Annotated in this window: 3 protein-coding genes; 2 read left to right on the forward strand and 1 reads right to left on the reverse strand. The window is 72.0% G+C overall.

Annotated features, from left to right (window positions below; translation table 11 throughout):
* Positions 1-995: 995 nt before the first annotated feature.
* Positions 996-1982, reverse strand: coding sequence for an alpha/beta fold hydrolase (locus IE321_RS40935; RefSeq protein ID WP_190226698.1), 987 nt, complete (start codon positions 1980-1982; stop codon positions 996-998).
* A gap of 144 nt (positions 1983-2126) precedes the next feature.
* Here IE321_RS40935 and IE321_RS40940 point away from each other — a divergent pair, with 144 nt between their 5' ends.
* Positions 2127-2732, forward strand: coding sequence for a helix-turn-helix domain-containing protein (locus tag IE321_RS40940; RefSeq protein WP_190226699.1), 606 nt, complete (start codon positions 2127-2129; stop codon positions 2730-2732).
* Positions 2733-3390: 658 nt separating this feature from the next.
* Positions 3391-4098, forward strand: a complete 708-nt coding sequence (locus IE321_RS40945) for a YoaK family protein (RefSeq protein WP_190226700.1) — start codon at positions 3391-3393, stop codon at positions 4096-4098.
* Positions 4099-4165: the final 67 nt, after the last annotated feature.

Consider the following 4165-nt stretch of genomic DNA (forward strand, 5'->3'; position numbering starts at 1 on the left):
GGCCGTTCCCCGGCCGGGGCCACCGCCCCCCCTTCGCTTCGGTACCGTCCCGCAGCTCGTCGTGGCCGAAGCGGTAGACCTCATGGCCGCTGAGTCTGAGGTCGCGGTCGGCTGCGACCACGGCCGCGTACTTGGCGGTGTCGGGTGCCCGGCCGCGGTCGGGCGTGTGGTGCTGGGAGCCGTCGACTTCCAGGACGATGCGCTGGGTGGGGGAGTTGTCGGGCAGACCGGCGGGGAGCCGCGCGCAGAGGCTCTTCGTGGCCTCGTCCGGGTCGGTGAGGTGTTCTCGCTCCTGCCACCAGGATTGCAGGTCCCGCCGGAGGATGCCGTCGTCGGTGACGGTGCGGTCGTAGATCAGGGCGTCGCCGTTGACGGCTTCGACGTCGTTGTCGACTGCGGACAGGAACCGGATGTCGGGCTTTCGAAGGCGTGGCGAAGACGACGTTCTTCGGCGCCCGGGCGTGAGCGAACTGGAGCGGAACCAGAGCGAAGCGCGGGTACCCGCCCAGGGGGCCGCTCTGCCGGAGTTCGAGGCCCATGGGGCGCAGGTGCTCGTTCATGGTGGCGGCTCAGGCGGCGCTGGACTCAGGAGGCGCTCGGCGACCTGCAGGAGCTGTCCATCGGGTGCCTGCGCGAGGCTCCGCTCCACACGTTCGCGCGTGGAACCCTCGTCGACCGGGGGCGTGCCCCGGTCGACGAGGGCCTGCGTCAGCGTCGTGTGCGCGTGCTGGTCGCCCGGCCCGGCCGTGCCGTGGCCCAACAGGCGGCGAAGCGCCACCTGGCCCCGTCCGTCGTCATCCGCCGATGATCGCAGCCCGGCGTGTGAGCAGTCACTGGTCCTGCCGGTCCTTCACACCGGGACGGCCCCCGACGGGCAGCTTCCTTGCGGCAGGCCGGTCGAGTGGACTCCGCGTGTAAGTACTGCTGTACGGGAACTTCCTGCTCGTCCCCGCTCCGGGACTGCGCGAGCAGTGGGGCCGCCCACGCCTGGCGGTTCAGCCCGTGAGGCTGTTGAGCCAGCCGGTCAGCAGACGGTTGACCTCCTCGGGGCGTTCCTGCTGGATCCAGTGGCCGCAGCCCTCTACGAGGTGGGAGGCGGTCAGGCCGGGGAGGGTGGTGGGAAAGGCGTCGATGGCGTCGGACATCCAGGTGGTGGAGGCGTCCAGGGTGCCGCCGACGAACAAGGCGGGCTGTTTGATCGGGGCGCCGCGGTGGGGGGCGAGGTCCTCCCAGTCGCGGTCCATGTTGCGGTAGCGGTTGAGGGCGCCGGTCAGACCCGTGCGCTCGAACTCTCCGGCGTAGACGTCGAGGTCCTCTTCGGTCAGCCAGTCGGGGAGGATGCCGGCGGGAAACCGGTCCCGCAGCCGGCCGCCGTGGGCGACGAAGTGCGGGTCGGGCTCGTCCTGGGCGGGCATGGTGTCGGCGGACAGGGCGGCGTAGAAGCCCGCGAGCCAGCCCCGCACGTCAGGCTCGATCTCCGTCTCGGCGCGGCCGGGCTCCTGGAAGTAGGAGACGTAGAACTCCTGCTCGGGGCCGCCGATCCGGCCGAAGACGTCGGTGGGGCGGGGGCCGCCGGGCGGCGCGTACGGGACGCTCAGCAAAGCGACGGCGCGGAAGACCTCAGGGTGGAGCAGGGCGGAGGTGGCGGCGATGTTGGAGCCCCAGTCGTGGCCGACGACCACCGCGTTCTCCTCGCCGAGGGCGTGTACGAGGGTGACGTTGTCCTCCACCAGGTCCAGCATCCGGTAGGCGTCGGTCTCCGCAGGTTTGGAGGAGCGGCCGTAGCCGCGTACGTCGATCGCCACCGCCCGGTAGCCGGCCGCGGCGAGGGCCGGGAGCTGGCGGCGCCAGGAGTACCAGGACTCGGGGAAGCCGTGCACGAGCAGGACCAGCGGGCCGGTGCCCTGCTCGACCAGGTGAATGCGCCCGGCCGAGGACTCGACGGTGCGGTGGCGCAGTGCGGCGGACGGCTCGGGCTGCATGGGTGCTTCTCCTGGGCTCAAGGGCGGATGCAGGTACGCATCGATCATGCTGCGCAGCGACCGTTCACCGCGATTTCCCTTGCCATACTGGCAAACTTGCAGGACAAGGCGGTGGAGAGGCGCGTCCGGAAGGGAGCCGAGCGGGTGACAGGCGACGATGTGGCCGACATGCTGGCGGAGATGGGCCCCCGGCTGCGGGCCGCGCGCGAACACCGCGGTGCCACGCTCACCGGCGTCAGCGACGCGACCGGCATCTCCCTGAGCACGCTGTCGCGGATCGAGACCGGCCGGCGCAAGCCCACCCTTGAAGTGGTGCTGAAGTTGGCGAAGGAGTACGGCGTCTCCCTGGACGAACTGGCCGGCACCGCCCCCGCCGCCGAGCCCCGAACCTCCGCTCTCCAGCGTTTCGGCGACGACAAGGCGGTGCTGCCGCTGACGAGGTACGTCGGGGGCCTGCACGCCCACAAACACGTCCTTCCCGCCGTCCAGGAGCCGCCCGCGCGGCCCCGGCAGGTCTCCCACGACGGCTGGGAATGGCTGTGCGTCCTGTACGGGCGGCTGTGGCTCGCGCTCGGCGGCCAGGACCTCGTCCTGAGTGCCGGAGACGTTGCCGAGTTCGACACCCGCACTCCCCACGGAGTCGCGAACGCAGGCCCCGGCGGCCCGGTCGAGTATCTGATCATGTTCGGGCCGCAGGGAGAGCGCCTGCGACCGCGCACCCCGCCCGCCCCCGGTCCCAGGGCCCGGTAGCAAGCAGCGAACGAACGGCACGACGTCCCGGACACGCCCGGAATGCCGGGGCTCTTCCCCGTCGTCCTCAGCGGCGTCGAGGACGGTTCACCGGCACCAGGGACAGGTTCACCCGGCCCCGGCGCGTACGCCGAGATCTCCTCCACCCGCTCCATGCCCCGCACCATCGCCGCATCCGTCGACTTCCTCGGTGGAGTATCCAGCCACTCCAGCTCCAAGCCTCCCTGGCTCTCCGGCACGACCAATAGCTCGGCGAGCGCCGGCGTGAGCGACGGGTCGGCCCGGAACCCGGCGAGGGCCACCGCCTCGTACAAGCGCTGCTCGGCGACCGACCGGGCCTGCGACACCTGCCGGACCGACACCGAGACGCCGGGCAGCTGCGCCTGCTTCTTCCGCGGCCACGTCGTCACCGCGTGGTCAGGGCCCTCGGTCTGCGCCCACGCCCGCCCGCACCAGCCAAGCACCGGTGCTGGACGACCCTGTTCGTTCTCACCGGGATACATACCCGGGCTCGCGTCCGGCGTGGGACCCCCGACTGCCTCACCCCCTTCTGCTGCAGTGAGCAGGTGAAGAGAACCCACATCACCAATGAGGCTGGTAGCCCCCGTCGCGGGTCCGCCCGCCGAGGCCGGGGGCGGACCGGCGGGGAGAGGCCGCGGTGAGCAGCGGAGGCAGGGTCGCTCGGTGGCTGTTCCCCGAGGGGCATCGCTACGCGCGGTTCGTTCCCCTGCTGCTGGTGCTGACCTTCGTCAGCGGACTCGTGGACGCGGTGAGCTTCCTCGGGCTGGGGCGGGTGTTCGTGGCCAACATGACTGGCAACGTGGTGTTCCTCGGGTTCGCTCTGTCGGGTGTGGCGCAGTTGTCGGCCCTGGCCTCGGCGGTGGCGTTGGCCGGGTTCGTGGCGGGGGCCGTTGCCGGGGGCGCGTGGCGCCGTCAGAGCGAGCCGGGAGAGCTGTTCGCTGTGCTGATCGGGTTCCAACTCCTGCTGGTCGCGCTCGCGCTCGGCGCCCAGACGGCCGGCTGGGGCCGGTACGCGGTCCTGGTGCCGCTGGCGTGCGGGATGGGGCTGCAGAACGCCGTCGTGCACCGCCTGGGGGTGCCGGACCTGACCACCACGGTGATGACGCGGACGCTGACCGGGCTCGCGGTGGACCGGCACGGGCCCGCCGGCCTGCGGCGGGGCGTGTCGGTGGTGATGCTGGCCGCTGGGGCGCTCGCCGGCGGCCTTCTGCACGCCCGGACCGGGGTGGTGGGTGTCCTGGTCCTTGTGCTGGTTCTGCTGCTGGGTGTCGTGGTGGCCACCGGCCACCGGCCCCGGCGTGAGGGGCCCGCGGGCGGTCATCCGCGGCTGCCCAGGCACGGATAGGCCCCCTCTCCCGGGGGTGCCCCTATGTGTTTGGTCAAGGTGGTGGGTACCGGGCGGGGGCCGTCTG

It is taken from the genome of Streptomyces hydrogenans, from assembly GCF_014656075.1.
Lineage (GTDB): Bacteria > Actinomycetota > Actinomycetes > Streptomycetales > Streptomycetaceae > Streptomyces > Streptomyces hydrogenans.